This window comes from Acinetobacter sp. WU_MDCI_Abxc222 (assembly GCF_025514755.1).
Classification (GTDB): domain Bacteria; phylum Pseudomonadota; class Gammaproteobacteria; order Pseudomonadales; family Moraxellaceae; genus Acinetobacter; species Acinetobacter geminorum.
Window position 1 is genome coordinate 409,232 of sequence record NZ_JAHPVG010000001.1, and the last position, 17,012, is coordinate 426,243.

General features: G+C 40.6%; 18 protein-coding genes. 5 read left to right on the forward strand and 13 right to left on the reverse strand.

The features are described from left to right. Window positions 1–140: 140 nt before the first annotated feature. A complete protein-coding gene (locus KTJ10_RS01970) occupies window positions 141–1,433 on the reverse strand; it encodes an acyl-CoA dehydrogenase family protein (RefSeq protein ID WP_262441211.1) in 1,293 nt (430 codons plus the stop codon). A 134-nt stretch (window positions 1,434–1,567) separates the two neighbouring features. After that, window positions 1,568–2,386, reverse strand: coding sequence for a hypothetical protein (locus KTJ10_RS01975; protein WP_262441212.1), 819 nt, complete (start codon window positions 2,384–2,386; stop codon window positions 1,568–1,570). 646 nt (window positions 2,387–3,032) lie between these two features. On the opposite strand from KTJ10_RS01975, the gene KTJ10_RS01980 reads away from it, so the two are divergent. The 5 genes from KTJ10_RS01980 (at window position 3,033) to KTJ10_RS02000 (ending at window position 8,162) form a co-directional block, all read left to right on the forward strand. Further along, window positions 3,033–4,478 (forward strand): cytochrome ubiquinol oxidase subunit I, encoded by a 1,446-nt coding sequence (locus KTJ10_RS01980; protein ID WP_004792953.1) that lies wholly within the window; start codon window positions 3,033–3,035, stop codon window positions 4,476–4,478. Continuing rightward, window positions 4,471–5,478 (forward strand): cytochrome d ubiquinol oxidase subunit II, encoded by a 1,008-nt coding sequence (gene cydB / locus KTJ10_RS01985; protein WP_262441213.1) that lies wholly within the window; start codon window positions 4,471–4,473, stop codon window positions 5,476–5,478. Before KTJ10_RS01980 ends, cydB begins: the two co-directional genes overlap by 8 nt. A 14-nt stretch (window positions 5,479–5,492) precedes the next feature. Further along, window positions 5,493–5,627, forward strand: coding sequence for a hypothetical protein (locus tag KTJ10_RS01990; protein WP_000749813.1), 135 nt, complete (start codon window positions 5,493–5,495; stop codon window positions 5,625–5,627). A 98-nt stretch (window positions 5,628–5,725) separates the two neighbouring features. Further along, the gene (locus tag KTJ10_RS01995; protein ID WP_262441214.1) at window positions 5,726–7,144 is read left to right on the forward strand and encodes a PLP-dependent aminotransferase family protein; all 1,419 of its coding nucleotides are present in this window, start codon (window positions 5,726–5,728) and stop codon (window positions 7,142–7,144) included. Window positions 7,145–7,244: 100 nt separating this feature from the next. After that, complete coding sequence (locus tag KTJ10_RS02000) at window positions 7,245–8,162, forward strand: LysR family transcriptional regulator (protein WP_032006715.1); 918 nt, start codon at window positions 7,245–7,247, stop codon at window positions 8,160–8,162. 54 nt (window positions 8,163–8,216) lie between these two features. Here the strand turns inward: KTJ10_RS02000 and madM are convergent, their stop codons facing one another. The 11 genes from madM to KTJ10_RS02055 form a co-directional block, all read right to left on the reverse strand. After that, window positions 8,217–8,978 (reverse strand): malonate transporter subunit MadM, encoded by a 762-nt coding sequence (gene madM, locus KTJ10_RS02005; RefSeq protein ID WP_000338775.1) that lies wholly within the window; start codon window positions 8,976–8,978, stop codon window positions 8,217–8,219. Between the two features lie 43 nt (window positions 8,979–9,021). Next, on the reverse strand, window positions 9,022–9,423 hold the full coding sequence (madL, locus tag KTJ10_RS02010) for a malonate transporter subunit MadL (RefSeq protein WP_002114391.1): 402 nt from the start codon (window positions 9,421–9,423) through the stop codon (window positions 9,022–9,024). A 53-nt stretch (window positions 9,424–9,476) separates the two neighbouring features. After that, the gene (gene mdcH / locus KTJ10_RS02015; RefSeq protein WP_262441215.1) at window positions 9,477–10,409 is read right to left on the reverse strand and encodes a malonate decarboxylase subunit epsilon; all 933 of its coding nucleotides are present in this window, start codon (window positions 10,407–10,409) and stop codon (window positions 9,477–9,479) included. Window positions 10,410–10,421: 12 nt separating this feature from the next. Beyond that, the gene (locus KTJ10_RS02020; RefSeq protein ID WP_262441216.1) at window positions 10,422–11,030 is read right to left on the reverse strand and encodes a malonate decarboxylase holo-ACP synthase; all 609 of its coding nucleotides are present in this window, start codon (window positions 11,028–11,030) and stop codon (window positions 10,422–10,424) included. Continuing rightward, complete coding sequence (gene mdcE / locus KTJ10_RS02025) at window positions 11,024–11,848, reverse strand: biotin-independent malonate decarboxylase subunit gamma (protein ID WP_151283223.1); 825 nt, start codon at window positions 11,846–11,848, stop codon at window positions 11,024–11,026. The genes KTJ10_RS02020 and mdcE overlap by 7 nt, the downstream gene beginning before the upstream one ends. Beyond that, the gene (locus tag KTJ10_RS02030; RefSeq protein WP_262441217.1) at window positions 11,845–12,696 is read right to left on the reverse strand and encodes a biotin-independent malonate decarboxylase subunit beta; all 852 of its coding nucleotides are present in this window, start codon (window positions 12,694–12,696) and stop codon (window positions 11,845–11,847) included. The genes mdcE and KTJ10_RS02030 overlap by 4 nt, the downstream gene beginning before the upstream one ends. Then, window positions 12,689–12,988 (reverse strand): malonate decarboxylase subunit delta, encoded by a 300-nt coding sequence (locus KTJ10_RS02035; protein ID WP_262441218.1) that lies wholly within the window; start codon window positions 12,986–12,988, stop codon window positions 12,689–12,691. The genes KTJ10_RS02030 and KTJ10_RS02035 overlap by 8 nt, the downstream gene beginning before the upstream one ends. Window positions 12,989–12,990: 2 nt before the next feature. Continuing rightward, the gene (locus tag KTJ10_RS02040; RefSeq protein ID WP_262441219.1) at window positions 12,991–13,875 is read right to left on the reverse strand and encodes a triphosphoribosyl-dephospho-CoA synthase; all 885 of its coding nucleotides are present in this window, start codon (window positions 13,873–13,875) and stop codon (window positions 12,991–12,993) included. Beyond that, window positions 13,875–15,554 (reverse strand): malonate decarboxylase subunit alpha, encoded by a 1,680-nt coding sequence (gene mdcA, locus KTJ10_RS02045; protein ID WP_262441220.1) that lies wholly within the window; start codon window positions 15,552–15,554, stop codon window positions 13,875–13,877. Before mdcA ends, KTJ10_RS02040 begins: the two co-directional genes overlap by 1 nt. A gap of 167 nt (window positions 15,555–15,721) precedes the next feature. After that, window positions 15,722–16,315: a GNAT family N-acetyltransferase gene (locus KTJ10_RS02050; protein WP_017481595.1), complete on the reverse strand. Its 594-nt coding sequence runs from the start codon at window positions 16,313–16,315 to the stop codon at window positions 15,722–15,724. A gap of 42 nt (window positions 16,316–16,357) precedes the next feature. Beyond that, the gene (locus KTJ10_RS02055; RefSeq protein ID WP_262441221.1) at window positions 16,358–16,993 is read right to left on the reverse strand and encodes an FMN-binding negative transcriptional regulator; all 636 of its coding nucleotides are present in this window, start codon (window positions 16,991–16,993) and stop codon (window positions 16,358–16,360) included. Window positions 16,994–17,012 lie beyond the last annotated feature (19 nt).

Consider the following 17,012-nt stretch of genomic DNA (forward strand, 5'->3'; position numbering starts at 1 on the left):
CAATTTTTAGGTTTTCTTTATAATATAAACCCCAAACAAAATATGATTTTATTCTAATAGATTTTTATAATTTAATTTAAACAACCAAAATAATATTAAGCCGCTTAAAATAGCAGCTTAACATCTAAAACTATAATTTATTATTTAGCAACATTCCCTATTCGCCATTGATACGGAGGTAATGTGCCGTTTACACTAAAATCACCGATAATTCGATTTTTAAATACTCTCGGGTTGTGTGAAGATAAAGTTCGTACATTACGCCAGTATCGATCTAAGCCTAAATCTTTGTCTGTTGCGGAAGCACCTAAAGCGTCAAATAAAATCGTAGAAGCATTTAAAATCAAATCGGTAATCACCGTTTGAGATTGTGCACTTTCAAGCTCAGCAAGTGCATTTTGCTCTTCTTCAAGCTGCTCATTATTTTGAAATGCAGCTAAGTAAGCACGTTGTAAGCTTTGCGCGACTTTTTCAACAATCGCCCCTGCACTGTAAGCTGCGCCACGGATTTGGCCTACTACTTGTAAAATTTGTGGATCCTGTTTTACAAATTGAGCATTTGCATGCGTATAGTTTCGAGTACGTTTAGCAACAGCTTGAGAAACATCATAGGTTGCAGCACGTCCTAGACCTGTAATGATTGCCAGTTGAACCAGTTGATAGTAAGCCGCTGAATATTTAAAACGATCATCATCAGGTAAAATTTCAGTTTCATCGACCAATACATCATGGAAATATGCTGTACCACTTGCAGTGAGCTGCTGTCCAAAGCCATTCCAGTCATCAACAATTTCGACGCCTTCATCTTCACGGCGAACAACGACCGAGCCAGATTCACCCTTTAAATCTGTTACACCAACGTCAACCCAATCGGCATATAAACTTCCTGTGGTGTAATATTTTTTACCTTTAACGCGAATTTTTCCTTCACTGTCTCGATACAAATGAGTTTCGAACTGATCAATTGACTCTTTCCCGCCTTCAGACCATGCACTACCGACTGTTTCCCCATTTGCAATTCGGCTAAGCCAACGCTGTTGAAACGCTTTGTCTTTACTTACCAAGACATCTTCAGTGAAACCAAAGTGCACACGTAAAGCTTGCGGTAAGTTTGAGTCAGCTTCTGCAAGTTCAATGAGTAATGCAAATAATTCAGGAATAGTTGCATCAAAGCCACCATGAGCTTTGGGAAGCCTTAAGCGCGTAAAACCAACATCTTTGAGCCACTGAAGTTGTTCATACGGCAAAATATGCTGTTGCTCACGGATTAAAGCCCCTTCTTTAATACGGGCAAAAGTTGGTCTGAAATTTTTTGCCAATTCATCATAACGTTCTGAAGGCCCTTCACCCCACACGCGAGAAATAATTGAGGCCTGACTAAGTGCTGCATGCGTTAGTGAACCGAGATGATGCTCAAAATTTAGATTTGTCATGTAAGTAAAACCAATATTGCTTTGCTTTTACCATAAAATATTTATTTCACATGAAAACGATTATTTTTTTATAACTGTATTCATTCTTTATATAAGAACCCAAACACAAAGATAAAAAGCTCATCTCCCAAGCCCTAGGATAGCTCTTTTTGTCTAATGCTCTGCTGGCTTTGCAGAAGTGTTTGTATATATTCTGAATAGACAGATAATTTTTCGAAAATATGCTCTGAATAGAACATATCATCAATTAAATGTGTCATTTGACCAGCAGTAAAGGTGTCGCATAAACCAACCAGCGCTGCGTTCATTTGAGCAAACCTCGCGCATAATTTTACATAAGTTTCATCTTTATTTTTGAATAATAATTTCCGCATTTCTAAGCCATTTAGGTTTTTTAAGTCATCATCTTTTGTAGTTTTAATCCAATAAATTTTGATCTTTAAAAATTGCTCCAGTGCTTTTAAATGCTCGACATCTACGTCTAAACTCGTAATTAAAAAAACGGTAGAGAGATCACTTCGGCACAGTGCCTTGATTAGGCTTAAATAAATAAACTCAACTTCATTAAGCTCTGCAAGTTCCAAATCTATATAAATTTTTAGACTTTCTAAAACGTCATCTACTTTAAAGAGTACTTTCTTCTCAGCTTGGTAATATTTATTCAGAATAGAAAGCACAGGCGTTGTCGCAGGCGTTGTATAAATAGCAGCCTTGTTTAAGTTGGCAAAAATAAATGGTGAAAATAGATAAGCCACACTACTTTGCTGTGGCTCAATATGAGATTGGATTAAATATACAGTTTCAGATTTAGAAAAGTCTCTGAGTACTTTCGCTCTTAATAAGGTAGCTTCAAAATTAACATAGGTCTGCTCTAACTGAGCCAATATAGATACAGGAATAGGCTGATTTTTAATAATTTTATGCAGGACATTGAGTTGAGAAGTAATAAACATTTTTTAACATCCAAGCTATTTTAGAAGAGCTACACTTAAATCAGGTCTTTAATAACCTACGTAACAACCAGACCTCACGCAAAACAACAAAGGAATAAAAGAGAAGAAACTATTCTTCTGCGCTTATTACCCAAAGTCGCATTCGCTGTATTTTGGAGAGTGATTTTGGCCATTCGTAAATCTTGTTCATTTATTTTGGACTTTTGAAGAATGGATACATAGCTACAGATAATTGAAAAAAAACTATAGCACACCTCATGACTGCTCCAGACTGTTATAGTTTTATAAAAAATTTCTGTATCTACATATACAAAATTAGTAAGTGCATGATTAGGGAAACTTCTTAAGGTAGGTAGTTTTCATGAGACGATCTATTGCATATCGCCAGATATTTCATCAATGTTTCAATGCAACATGCATTTTTACAAATGCAACATCAAGCATAAACTTTACTAACAGATTGAGAACAATCAATCAGTCTATTCTCTTGAAATATCAAGCAATTATATTGCTTAACCCTGTTGGCATTTTACTTGCTAAGAAGATCTATCACAGAAGTAAGTTTAATCGCCAAAATACTTTGTTGCCTGAAAATAAGTATTTAACTCATTCAATCATCATCAGCTAGTTCACAGGGGGAAAGTTTATGAGCCTCGGTCTAACCGCTCTAGAATTAGCGCGAATACAATTTGCTTTTACAGTATCCTTCCATATTATTTTTCCGGCCACCTCCATCGGTCTTGCATGCTTTTTAGCAGTGTTAGAGTGGAAATGGTTAAGAACCCAAAACCCGATTTATAAAGATCTATTTAAATACTGGATTAAGATCTTTGCCGTTGCCTTTGGTATGGGTGTGGTCTCGGGCGTGGTTATGAGTTACCAGTTCGGTACGAACTGGAGTGAATTTTCACGCGTTGCCGGAAGTATTACTGGTCCTTTACTTACCTATGAAGTCTTGAGTGCCTTCTTCTTAGAAGCAGGTTTCTTAGGCATTATGTTATTTGGTTGGGGACGTGTTGGTCCTCGCGCCCATTTCTTTGCAACACTTATGGTTGCGATCGGAACATGTATTTCCATGTTCTGGATTTTATCTTCGAATAGCTGGATGCAGACCCCTCAAGGCTTTGCCATCGAAAATGGTATTATTGTGCCAAAAGACTGGTTTGCAATTGTCTTTAACCCATCCTTCCCTTACCGCTTTGCCCACATGGGTGCAGCCGCCTTCTTAGTTTCATCATTATTGGTCGTCGGAACATCTGCATGGCATTTAGTAAAAGGCCGTCGTGATGAATTGGTAAAAAAATCGTTCTCGATGGGTCTCTGGATGGTACTTGTGACTTCATGTTTGCAAGTAGTGATTGGCGATAACCATGGGTTAAACACCCGTGAACATCAACCTGCCAAACTTGCAGCAATGGAAGGACATTGGGAAACTAATCACAATGAACCTATGCCATTATTGCTATTTGCAATTCCAGATATGAAAGAAGAACGTAACCACTTCGAAGTAGGTGTTCCTTATTTGGGTAGCTTAATTTTAACGCATAGCTTAGATGGCCAAGTGACAGGTTTAAAAGATTTCGCACCAGAAGATCGTCCAAATTCAACCATCGTTTTCTGGAGCTTCCGTGTGATGGTGGGTCTTGGTGTACTCATGGTCACTTTGTCTTTAATTGCGCTTTGGTTACGTAAGCGTGGAAAACTCTATGAAACATCTTGGTTCCATAAATTTGCTTTAGTAATGGGGCCTTCTGGTTACGTTGCCATGCTTGCAGGTTGGGTAACAACTGAAGTCGGTCGTCAACCGTGGGTTGTATACGGCATTATGCGAACTAAAGATGGACTTTCACATACGGTTTCCGCAGATCAGGTCGGACTGAGCCTGTTTATTTTTGTGGTGGTCTATACCATCGTTTTTGGTAGCGGTATCTACTACACCTTAAAACTAATTAACAAAGGCCCATCATTCATTGATACACCAAATGTTGAAACTGGTGGTGTAGGACACTTTAAAACACCAATGCGTCCACTTAGTGCAGTCGATGAAAATATTGACAGCAAACAAAACTCTGGGGAGAACCGTCATGATTGATCTTTCTTTAATATGGGTCGGTATTATCGGTTTAGGTGTCATGATTTATGTGGTCATGGATGGCTTCGACTTAGGAATCGGAATTATGTTCCCCTTCATTAAGAACAGCCAAGAACGTGACGTGATGATGAATACCGTGGCCCCTGTCTGGGATGGTAATGAAACGTGGATGGTGCTCGGCGGCGCTGGTCTATATGCTGCATTCCCACTGGTCTATTCAACAGTTTTATCAGCACTATATTTACCGATCATTTTCATGGTGATTGCCCTGATTTTCCGTGGCGTGGCGTTTGAATTCCGCTTTAAAGCTCATCGCACCAAACACCTTTGGGACTTGGCTTTTATTTGGGGTTCAGTTTTAACGAGCTTCCTGCAAGGGATTATTCTGGGTGCCTATATCCAAGGGATTAAAACCGAAAATGGTATTTATGCTGGTGGTCCATTTGACTGGTTATCTCCATTTACGATCTTTACAGGTATTGGTGTAGTTGCGATGTATGCAACTTTGGGCTGTGGCTGGCTCATCTTAAAAACTGAAAAAGGCTTGCAGCAACGTATGTATGAGCTTATGCCAAAGCTGATTATTGCACTGCTCATTATTTTTGGTGGCGTAAGTTTATATACACCTCTGACTCATCCTGAAATTGCAGATCGCTGGTTCTCTTTACCAAATCTGTTCTATTTTAGCCCTGTGCCTATTTTGGTCTTATTGTTTGTTGGTCTGATTTTATCAGCGTGTAAAAAGCAAGATCACGACCTCAAACCATTTGCATATACATTGGCCCTTGTTTTCCTTGCATTTACTGGTTTTGTAATTAGTTTATGGCCTTATATTATTCCGCCATCAATCACCATTTGGCAGGCTGCAGCGCCTCATTCTAGCCAAATGTTTGCTCTGGTCGGTGCGCTTATTTTGATTCCAATCATTATTGCTTACACCATTATGTCTTACTGGGTATTTAGAGACAAAGTCCGTGTAGGTGACGAAGGCTATCATTAAGTATGGAGGGTTTTATGAAAAAGTCATCCGTTAAACTCAATCAAACCCAATGGTTTATTCTGCTATGGCTCGGTGGTTTTTTAGCCTTAGCTGTGATTGCGGGATTGTTTAAAGTTATCTTGATTTATGCAGCTCCTTACTTAAAGTAATTCCATTCTTATAGACAAATGCCGTTTGTAGATTCTGCAAACGGCATTTATTATTGATTCAGTGCATTTTTCATTTTGTTATTTCGTGCAGCTCATACATGTATAAATCAGAACAACTCGCTCATAGCATTCGCCAACTCATTGAGAGTGGTACTTTAAATGCGCATGAAAAATTACCGTCATTGAGAGATCAGGTACAACGTTCTGGTTTTAGTTTAATGACCGTCATGAATGCTTATCAGGAGCTTGAATCACAAGGTCTGATCTATTCAAAAGAAAAATCTGGCTACTTTGTTGCCGAGCAAATTGCACTAAAGCCACTCGAACAATATTCAATTGTTTCACTAAACTCTAAAATTGAAATTAATTCCTTAGTTTTTAAATATCTTAAGTCAATTCAACATGAGTCTGTCGTACCTTTTGGCTCAGCTTTTCCAGACAGTCAGCTTTTAACAGCACCTAAACTTATTCAAATTATGGGGCAACTTGCGCGCAAAAGACAAAGCTATGACCAGACCACAAGCTTGCCTCCTGGTAATTTGGCCTTGAGAAAACTGATTGCTCAGCGCTACTGTATGCAAGGCATACAAACCGATCCAGATGACATTGTCATTACATCTGGAGGTTTAGATGCACTAAACCTTTCGCTACAAGCAGTCGCGCAACCCGGTGATTATATTTTATTACAGCAAACCGTGTTTTATGGGGCTTGGCAAGCCGCTGAGCGTTTAGGACTTAAAGTGATTACCATTCCTGAACATCCTCAACATGGTTTTGACCTAGAGGCTTTCGAACAGGTTATTCAAACATATCCAATCAAGGTGTGTTGGCTGATGCTGAATGCCCACAATCCGATTGGTTTTACAGTCAGTGATGACATTAAATATAAAATTGCCAAGTTGCTTCACGAACATCAAATCTATTTAATTGAAGATGATGTCTATGAAGAGCTTTATTACGGTGGGCAAAAACCACTTTCAATGAAGTATTTTGATCAACAAAATCTGGTACTGCACTGTTCGTCTTTTTCTAAAACATTAGGTGCAGGTTTTCGGGTCGGTTGGGTTTATGCGGGTAAGTTTTCAGACCATATTCAACACTTACAGCTCATGAGTACTATTTCAGTGAATGCACTCATTCAAAATGCATTGGTTGAGTTTTTGTCTCACCATCATTATGAAAAGCACTTGCGTACACTTAGGCTTTCACTTGAGCGTTATAAAAAGCAGTTTTATCATTATTTAAAACAACATTTACCTAACTCTTGTGAAGTGTATTACTACCCAAGTGGTTATTTTCTATGGGTCAAACTTCCTAGTACGCTGGACAGTATGCAAGTTTATGAAGAGTTGATTCATCAAGACATTGGCGTTGCGCCAAGCCCACTGTTTAGTGTTTTACCCTCACAGCAGCATTATTTGCGAATCAATTGCTCTTTTGAATGGAACACTAAAATTCAAAATGCTTTAGATCAAGTCATCAAAACCATTCAACAAAGAGTTGAAGCAAGTTTATAAAGATATGCTTCGACCTAAGCACAATTTTATAGTCTTTATTTTGTGCTAACTTTATAGCTCAAATCTATAGTGTTAAGGGAAACTGGTTCAAGGAATTAATATGGAAATTGATGAAGAACTCACCCTTAAAAAAATACAGATTTTTTTAGCTTTCATGCGCTGCGGAAATTTGTCTAAAACAGCCACAGAAATGCAGTTGAGTAATGTCAGTGTTCATAAAGCCTTACACTCTTTAGAAAGTGCTTTACGTTGCCCTCTTTTTAAAAATGAAGGCCGTAATCTCATTCCTTTAAAAAGTGCTTATGTCTTTGAAGAACGGGCACAAAAAATCGTACAAGACATTTTTATTACCGTAAATAAAACCAGAGAAGCCGCTGGCTTTGCAGCTAAGGTTTTACATTTAGGTTCTCTTTATTCTTTGACTGTAAATACAATTCCAAATGTGATTAGCGGTCTTAAGCTCCGACGTAGTGAGCTTGATATTCAACTATTGCTGAGTTCAAATCAGGATTTGGTGAAAAAGCTGAAAGCCACGGAGCTTGATGCCATTATTGTGGCTTTAAATGAAACTACTCAAGATGATGACTTTGAAATTTTGCCAATGTTTTCAGACGATATCTTTCTGGCAGTCAATAAAGATTCAAAATATGCCGATTTTAAAGATATTGATTTAAGCCTTTTAAAAGAAGAAACTTTTTTAACTTTAACTAAGGGGTTTGCAACTCATAACGACAGCGATATCATTTTTAAAAAAGCTGGTTTTTCACCAAAAGTTGCTTTACAGGTCAATGATATTTTTACCTTAATTAGTATGGTCAGCTCAGGTGTCGGTTTTGCTCTACTACCCGGTCGTATTTCTGCAGTTTATGAAAGTTCAGTAAAACTTATTCCACTAAAACAGCAATATCACATGCAACAAGAAATCGGTCTCGTCTTTTTAAAAAGTAAAGAGCGCGACCCTAACTTACTTGCTCTGATTGCTGAATGTCGAATGTTTGCCTCTAATTTTCAAAGATAAATATCGGCAACTTATTAAAGAATAATGAGTTGCCGTTATAGGATTTTCAAAAATTTATCCAAAAATCGCATTAACCGTTAAGAAAAATACAGAAGGTCCAAGTAAGCACCCTAGTCCTGTATAGAAGGTTGCAACTAAAGCGCCATAAGGTACCAATCGTACATCTGTACCTGCCAATCCAGCAGCCGTACCACTGGTTGTTCCTGCCAAACCGCCAAATACCATCGCTGAGCGTGGACTTTTTAGGTACATAAATTTAGCAAGTAGCGGCGTACCGACCATAAAGAAAACTGACTTGATTAATCCAATTGCAATAGAAAGTGCGATTACATCAGAGCTTGCACCAATTGCGGTTCCTGTAATCGGACCAACAATATAAGTCATTGCCCCTGCACCGATCGTTGTCATCGAAATTGGATCTCGATACCCCATGCTCCATGCAACCAGAACCCCAATTGCAAAAGGCACAACACAACCAAGCATTAATGCAATCAGACCAATTTTGCCTGCTTTCTTCACTTCTTTCACATCAACTTCAAATGCAGTTGAAGCGATAGCTAAATCACGAATCATGGCTCCGCCCAACAGCGCAAAACCAGAAAAAATAGCGATGTCAGAAACGCCTTTGGTTCCTTGCGTATAAACCCCTGCAAAGTAAGCAACAACCAAACCTAAAGTAATCGCGATTGCAGAGCTTTGTAGTTTTCCCTTCGTCAAATATTTTGAGAGTAAATGGGAAACAAACATCATTAAACCCGTTACGGCAAGAGCAGTGACTAATGCATTTTTTGATAACACAGCAATTATAGCGTCCATCATTTAAATCCTTTTTGATTGAACTTTTTATAGTTTATGTTGCTTAGGCTATTTTTTCCTTAGATTCTATTGTCCATTCATATGTTTCATAGTCACCACTAATTCTATTTAAATAACGGATGACTAAAACCGTGCCAATTAACGATGCAATAGAGACAATCAGCCCTAACATGCCACCCGATAAAGCTGCAACGACATTTTGACCTGCCGACATCGCAACAACGATCGGAATATACATACCTGACCAATACAAGACGCCAAATTGTGTGACTTGAGGTAAATAACCTTTTTTTGCCAATAGTTCTTTAGATAAGATCAACAGAATCATTGAAATAGCAACGCCACCGACATTCGCTTTAACACCTAATACCATGCCTAATGTGTTGCCAAGATAGTCGCCTAATAAATGGCAGATCGCTAATATTGCTGTTCCATATATAATCATTGTAAATCCCTCATATCCTTGGGTTATTACTGAATTTTTAATTTATATTGTAATTACAAAGAAGCGTTATTTTCATTTTGCATTGCTAACAGAATGCTGTCTAAACGTGTTCCCTGAAATGACAATACAGTTCCTTCTTTAAATATTCGACGTGCAAGTGTAGTAAGCACCGTTCCCGGTAAAGCTTCGATCTGCAATCTTACACCTCGCTCCCATGCAGCTTGGATGGTACTTTCCCAATCTACAGTTCGACTCATGTTAAAAGCTAAGTCATCACCAATCTGTTCTGGCCTGCCCAGTGTACGAGCAGTTGTACCACTTAAATAACGTATTTTAGGCTGCTTTAAAGTCACTCCCTCCATAGACGCTGCAAGTTGCTTTGCTTGCTGACTTAATAATTCACAGTGCGATGGCACCGATACATCTAATTTTTTTGCTACTACGCCTTGTTGCCTTGCTAAAGCAGCAACTTGGTTCATGGCTGTAAAGCTTCCTGAAATAACGATCTGGTTATGTGCGTTAATATTTGCGACATAAACCTCTGACGTTATTTCATAAATCTGTTTGACCCATGTTTCAACAGCTGCACGGTCTGTACCAATCAGAGCTGTCATGCCATATCCAGTGGGGTAAGCGTTTTGCATAAGTTCACCTCGATAGGCAACGAAACGGACTGCATCCTCAAAGGCTAAAACTCCTGCTACAACCGCCGCCGACCATGCACCAATCGACAAACCCGCAACATAATCTGGTGTTAAGTTTTCAGCAGTTAATAGGGCTGAACTCACCACACCTGAAATAAGTAAACACAGCTGTACTGCACGTGTCGACTGCAATGCAGCCGGACTATCTAGCATCAAGACATCTTCTTTGAGTGCATCCGATGCACGCTCAAGGTATTCTTTAACCAGAGCGGTTTGAGTTAAATCGTGCAACATATTGCTTCGTTGCACCCCTTGCCCCGGATATACCCAAATTGAAGCCATGATATCTATTCCCTAATTCCATGGGTTTTCTACTAAAACAGCACCATCAGGACGTTTCAATAGAACTTTTCTACTGTTCCCAGCCCATTCTTTTAATGCCAAACCGCCTTGTGGAAGTTGAAGCTGTATATCCACATTCAGCCCTGCTTGCTGAAAATTTTCGAGTAGCTCAACCGCCTGCTTTTTGGCAAAAGGCTGTTCAACTCGAATCAACAGATCTATGTCACTTTGCTCGGTTACTGTTTTAATGCTCGTTGCTAGCTCAAACCCAAAACTTCCTGTATATCCCCAACATCCTGAAAAGTTTTTCATAATGCTAGAAATGCTCTGTAAACGTTCTGCCAAGTGCTCAAACTGCTGCGGATTTACATGAGTCAATTCTTCGGGTTTAAGTTGTCTGTTAATAGCAATTCTTGGCATTTGAGCTGCATATCGTTGATGACGAAATTGCCCCCTTATACCCACAGCCACCTGATTTTCAGGAGTAATTGCCCGTCGAACCACAACAGGATCACCTCGTTGCAATACTTCTTTTACCCAATGCGGAGCATCAGCGGCTAAGCAATCGACCGTCATGCCCCACAGTAAATCATGGGCTTCGAGATTAAGTTTCATTACCATTGCTCACGCAATAACTCACGGACCTTTTTAGACATTTGACGGTTTTGGCCATGCAGTCTTTGTTCCAATCCCCTAGATTGATCGGCATTAATTTCGTTAAATGCTTGTGCAATTGCCTGTTTTGCTAATGAAAGATCATCATTTGTCGGTTGTTCAGGGTTTTCGACAGATAACAGTTCAGATAACAGACCAAGCGTGGCATAACTTTCAATGTCATAGGCCATTGGAGGAATGCTTGAGGCCAATTGCTCTAACTCATCAACCGAGCGCAAGGTAACGCGTGCGGCAGATTCTTTACCCATTGCATGCACCATAACACCTGAATCTTTTAAGGCAATAATACGATTGGCTTGGTATCCATGCGCCAAGAAAGCACCCGACATCGACTTACCAACCAACAAGCTAATAATAGGATGGCCTGCTAATCTGGCTCTAGCATAGCTATCTACTGCACCCGCTAAAGCTTGATGAATGCCTAATAATTCTTCACGGCGTCCATAGGCCTGACTTGGAACATCAACCAGACATAAAATACCGCGTTTAGTTTCAGCCTGTGCATCGGCTTGAATCACATCATCGACTGCTTTTGCCAAACTCCAGCCTTCTAATAATCCAACTTCTCCTTGTTTTGCCCGCGGGAACAGATTATTACTGTCTTGCACAACTGCAATCACACGCACCGCTTGCTGCTCAAGCTGACCATCAGCCACCCAAATCGAAGCTGGAAAACCTTCAACTGTCTTAAAGCCTTGCGTGAGTGCTTTAAACCAATGTGCACCACGAGTAGATGCTTTTAATGTATCAACGGCGATATTCATGCTTGCTCTCCTTGATACAAAGCTTGAACTTGTGCTGGGGTAATCTGCTCAGCAGTATCAATTTGTTGCAGCTTTTCTAAATAGAATGTGTAATTTGAACTACGATGCTGATGAGGTACGCCTTGAGTTAAATAATCGATAACTTGCTGGCGAATTTTCTGACGATCATCGTCTACAAAAGCATCTGCCAAACCACTAGTGAAGCGCTGATTACCACCCGTAATACTCCATATAAATGGACGATCTTTGGCGTTATATTCTTGTACACCAGCTTCTTGTTCTATCACTTGCGGGCCATTTAGACCTAAACGTCCTTCTTGTGTCATTACAATATAGCTACATAAACCAGCCGCAATTGACATGCCACCGAAGCACCCTACACTGCCTGCGACCACAGCAATCACGGGTTGATACTGGCGTAAGTTCACAATTGCAGCCTGAATTTCAGCAATTGCAGCCAAACCCAGATTTGCTTCCTGTAAGCGAACGCCGCCCGTCTCTAATAGTAAAATTGCTGCTGTTGGAATGCCTTTCAGATTGTCTCCAACCGCAAGTTCTAAGGCACCTGCAATTTTAGCTCCACCCACCTCGCCTAAACTTCCACCTTGAAATAAGCCTTCAATAGAAATTAAAACTACTGGGTGTTCTTGAATAGATCCTTTTGCAATCACTACACCATCATCGGCTTGCGGCACGATATTTTGCTTAACGAGCCAAGGCGACATAACACGTGCAAATGGGTCGAGTAATTCTCGAAAAGTCCCTTCATCTAATAATGCTTTGGCGCGTTCTCTTGCGCTGAGTTCAATAAAATCTTGTTTATTTAACAAACTCTGAATATCAGTCATGAGCAATCTCCTCCAATGCTTGTTCTAGACGTAAGCGAACGACACCGGGAGTTGCACCAAAGTCATGAATATCAATATTGACGGCAGGTGGTATTTGCGCAGTAAAAATTCGTTCAAAAAGATTGTGCCAACGTGCTCCACTGCCATCTACCGAAGTCACCACGTGAATAGAAGCTTTTCCCGTTTCGCCAGGTTCCATCAAAATTTCTAAATCACCCGAGCCAACACATCCTACTAGTGCTTTTTTTACAGGTGGCTCTGTGGCCACAAATTCAAAATGAAGTGTTTCCATCATCAAAATCCCTCTTTATTTTTTCCAGATGACTGTTCAGCACGATCTATAAACAAGGTTGCTGCCAACAAATCTGCGGCACCACCAGCAGAAGCCTTCATCCGAAGCAGATCAATCTCTAAAAGATGCAAAGCACGTCGACCTTCCAAGCTTGAGCTACCGCCCAAATCAAGTACTTGCTGAGCACCTTGTTGCATACGCTTTAAACCAGATGTACCAGAGCGATAAAGCACACAGGTATCGGTCAGGTCAGTCATCATGGCAAGTAAGGCATCTAAGCAAGCGAACTCTTCTTTCATTGGTTTACTACGGCTTTGATAAAGTTGCTTTAAACCAAAATTCACAATAGTTGGGAAGCCTTGTTGAGCCTGTTCTTTGGCACCTAAGATGCCTAATTTTTTCTGTACTTGTTGGCCATGACTCAAAGTCTGCTCTGGAATAAAACGATCTTCAAGCTGAGCAATCTGACCTGCTAACTGGCATAGCTCAACAGCCGATAAGTACTGTTGATTGGTGCGTGCCAATGCTGCTGCCGTCACCATTAATCCTAAGGCCCAAATTGCACCGCGGTGTGTGTTGACGCCATCTGTCACCAACATCATGGTGTTTTCACCTTGGCGACCAATTTCACCAATGTCTTCGCGTAAGGCCAAACAAACCTCACCATGATGTATGGCTGCTTGAGCCATTGCATCAAACATAGGCCCTAAACTTTTCGCAGAGCGCTCCATTAATTCCAAAGTCAGGTCATCGTGTGCACCACTGCCACGCCGATCAACTAAAGCTGGTTTCGGTGTCAGATTCACTTCATCAATCAAGGCCTCGACCGCCATATCTGCTAAAAGCTGACTATCGCTAAGTGTTTGATATTGAACTTGTGTCATCATTACCAACTCCTGAATTTTGCAGGTGGTTGATATAAACCATCAGACCATGTCACCAAGTCGGCAATATTTTTTGCAGCTAAAAGCTCACGTGTTGCATCGGTGCGGCGAATACCTAAATCTTCAGGAAATACCACCAAACCTTCACGTCTTAAACGTGCTGTTGTTTTCGGGTCTTGGGTTAAACCAATGCTAGTCACACCTGCCACCGCAGCAATCATGGCTTGGCGCTCTTCTTGGCTGCTTGCTTTATATAAATAAGCAATGCCTTCTTCGGTGAGTAAATGGGTGACATCATCGCCATAAATCATGATCGGAGCTAAAGGTAGGCCTGCAGTTTTAGCAACATCAATCGCATCAAGGCGATCTACAAAAGTTGGCTTGCCACCCTCTTGGAAGGTTTCCACCATTTGCACCACCAGCTTTTTACCACGTGCCAAATAGGTTTCTGTTTCATTGGCACCTTGCAAGCGCATATCTAGCCATGCTGGCGTATCGTGACGACGGCCACGCGGATCATGCCCCATGTTTGGTGCACCACCGAAACCAGCCAAACGACCTTTGGTAACAGTCGAAGAATGCCCCATGCCATCAACTTGCAAAGTTGCACCAATAAATAGATCAACAGCGTATTGACCTGCAAGCTGACACATCATGCGGTTGGAACGTAAAGCGCCATCACGACCTGTAAAGAAAACATCTGGACGAGCTGCAACATATTTTTCCATACCGAGTTCGGTACCAAAACAATGTACGCTCTCAACCCAACCTGTTTCAATCGCTGGAATTAAGGTTGGATGCGGATTCAAAGTCCAGTTTCGGCAGATTTTTCCTTTTAAACCTAAAGACTCTCCATAGGTCGGTAAAATCAGTTCAATTGCCGCAGTGTTAAAACCAATACCATGGTTTAACGATTGCACATTATGTTTTTCATAAATTCCGCGAATTGCCATCATGGCCATAAGCACATGCACTGGCTTGATGTGTTTGGGGTCACGAGTAAATAACGGTTCGATATAAAATGGCTGATCTGCCACCACCACATAATCCACCCAAGAAGCAGGAATATCGACACGTGGTAACTCCGAGACATCATCAACCAGTTCATTGACCTGAACAATCACAATACCATCACTAAAAGCCGCGGGTTCAATAAGTGCTGGAGAATCTTCGGTACTTGGACCTGTATAGATATTGCCTTGACGGTCTGCCATAAAGCCCGCTGAGAGCACCACATTTGGAATGAGGTCGACCACCAAACGTGAATACAACTCGATATAGGTATGAATGGCACCAATCTCTAATAGTCCATCTTCAATCAACTGACTAATACGTAAACTTTGTGGGCCAGCAAAAGAAAAATCGAGTTTACGCGCAATGCCTTTTTCAAACAGATCAAGATGTTCTGAACGCCCTACGCTTGGCATGATCATATGCAAATCATGCAAAATATCTGGATTGGTTTGAGCCAAAGAGCGCGATAAAAAATCAGCCTGTTTTTGGTTATTCCCTTCGAGTACAACTTTGTCACCCGGTGTAATTAAGGTTTCCAAAACTTTAATAATGTCTTGAGTTGGAATCACCACACCATCGGTATATCGATTTGCCATCTCTAGTTTTAGTTGTTTGGCATGACGCCGCTTTGTCCATAACCGTTCTTTATTCTGAACTGAGCCTTCCATGTGTTTACCTATAGATCGCAGTTTTGTTCTGAATCTATAAAAACGCTTTATGGAGTTTCGATCAATCAACCTAGATGAGTTGTTATTAACTTCAGGTTAATGATTGCCGCAGCTTCTCTCTTCTGACTAAGCCAAAAAAGAGAAAAACAGCTTGCTTAAAATTCCTTTTAGCGCGGTTTGCTCAATAGCCATTCTAGATTTTGACGGACCGCAGGCCACTCATGTTTCAAAATGCTATAAACATGAGTGTCCCGCAAAATATCATCTTTCACAATTTGATGACTTCTTAGCACACCATCGAGTTTTGCACCTAAGCGTACAATCGCGGCTTGACTTTGAACATTTAAAGAAGATGTGCGTAACTCAACAGCAATACAGTTTAAAGTCTCAAATGCATGAGCCAGCAATAGCTTCTTACATTCAGTATTTACAGGCGTACGCTGTGCAGACTTTCGGTACCACGTCGAACCAATTTCTACACGGCGATGTGCTTCTTCAATATGCATTAGTGTTGTCATGCCCAGCGCTCGTCCCGTTTTTTGGTCTTCAATATAAAATGGCAACATAGAGCCGGATTTTTGCAAATCAAGACGTCTTTCAATTTCAGCAGTCATCTGTTCAGGTCTTGGCACACGGGTATACCAAAGATTATAGAGTTCCCCATCGCAAACGGCCTCTTTGAGCGCTTCAGCTTGAGTTACATCTAGCGGCTTTAAAATAACGTGCTCACCCACTAATTCAACAGGTGTAGTCAAAGACATCTTTTTCTCCTCAATTGATATTAAGCTTTTATATTTTCAAAATTATTTATTTAACTCAGCCACACTGTACATGGCATTCGCTATAGTTTGATGACCAGATTTCGATAGGCCATCTGCCGCGCCCAAAATGTCTCGACGTTCTTTGTTTTGCCCAAGTTTTGATTTTCCTCGTAGCTTGGTAATTTCAATCTCAATACCTACAATGGCTTTTAACATCGGTTCAAGATAGTCCTTTGGTGCATCGGACATTTTCCATGGTTCAGGTTGAGATGCTTCATGAGTACGGGTTAAACGAGCCACAACACCGCGGACGTAACGTTCATCATCTCGAATGGTCACTTTGCCATAAGCATGCACAACCCTATAGTTCCATGTCGGCACTTGTCTGTGCTGTTCATGTTTGGATGGGTACCAGTTTGGTGAAATATACGCATCGCCAGCTTGGAACACGACAAGTACCTCATCTCCATTTTTAATGTCCTGCCAAACAGAATTATTTCGTGACACATGGGCATGTAGCATGCCAAATTCCCCTTCATTTTCCTGCAACTCGAATGGAAGATGATTTGCATCTAAGCCATTACTTCCATGAGTAAAAAGCACTCCAAATGGATGTTCTGCAATAAGAGAATGCAACACATCCAAACGGTTTTCTGCAAAATCATCAGGGATATACATGACTAAAACCTCACTGTAA